Raw genomic sequence first — 1,299 nt, 5'->3', positions numbered from 1 at the left:
ATGCCAGATGCTGCCGCTACCGCCTTTACCGCAGAGCAGGTGCAAAATATTAGCATCAGCATGGGCTACTTCACTGCGGGCTGGTTAAACAATCTGAGTACTGCGGCATTCCAGGCACTGACCCCGGTACAGGCAAGTCAACTGTCCACCACGACACTTGCGGCACTGGATAATAAACATCTGGGCGCATTAACCGCTGAACAAATTGGCGGCATGAATAATTTCGGCAGTCTGAGCAAAGAGCAGTTTGGTCTGTTAGATATATCCAGACTATCAACCTCCGTTATCAACTCTTTGAGCCGTCCGCAGTACGAAGCGATTACCGCCAACCAAATCATCAGCTTAAGTACTGACCAGATTTACGCAATGAATCATGTGGACTGGTTGCTGAGTAAAGCTATTTCCGTGTTTACGAAGGAGCAACAGCAGAGCATTAGCGTCAGCATGGGCTACTTCACGTCTGCATGGTTTAACAGCTTAAGCACAGAAACCATTAAAGGTGTAACTGCTGAGCAGTTATCCCATATTGATGCGTCTAATTTCCGTGAGTGGGACAATAGTCACCTGGCAGCATTAACAGCAGAGCAGGTTGCCGTTGCACCCCATCTGAATGTTCTGACAGGCGAACAGTTTGGGAATTTAGATATTTCTGGGCTTTCTGTTGCGGCTATTGGTGCGTTGTCAAAAACGGAATATCAGGGACTGACAGAGAAACAAATCTCCTCATTAAGTGCAGAGCAAATTCAGGCAATAAAGCATATTGAATGGCTTCCTGATGCAATTATCAACGTGCTTACTATGGACCAAATCGTTTCATTCGGCGATCGCATTGCTCAGCTTACGGCGGCACAGGTCCTGGTCATGAATCATTTGCAGGAGCTGACTTCCGACCAGTTCGGTTTACTGAACATTTCCGGGTTGCCTGCTTCAACGATGGGTAATCTGACAACAACTGAATATGCCGGTCTGACGGCTAAGCAAATCACGGCATTCAGTACTGAGCAGATTAATGCACTTCAGCATATTGACTGGATCCCCGCTGCGGCAGCCAGTGGTTTTACCGCCGCTCAGATGCCCTCTTTTAGCGATGACATGCTTTCCCTGCTAACGGCGGATCAGGTTGCGGCTATATCGCATCTGAACGCATTAACTTCTCAGCAGTTTGGCAGGTTAGATATTTCCCTGCTTTCTGATGCCGCCATTAGTGGTTTGAGCAAAACGGAATATGAAGGACTGACTGCTCAGCAGATAGCGACCTTAACTCCGGGCCAGATAAAAGCAATGTTGCATACTTCATTG

Annotated in this window: 1 protein-coding gene; it reads left to right on the top strand. The window is 47.7% G+C overall.

The features are described from left to right. The coding region (locus M977_RS25545; RefSeq protein WP_167351110.1) for a hypothetical protein at positions 1 to 1,299 on the top strand (1,299 nt) is incomplete at both ends.

Source organism: Buttiauxella gaviniae ATCC 51604 (assembly GCF_001654835.1).
In the GTDB taxonomy this organism is placed as follows: domain Bacteria; phylum Pseudomonadota; class Gammaproteobacteria; order Enterobacterales; family Enterobacteriaceae; genus Buttiauxella; species Buttiauxella gaviniae.
Note: the sequence above shows the minus strand (reverse complement) of the source record. Positions and strands in the feature narration are given on the sequence as shown.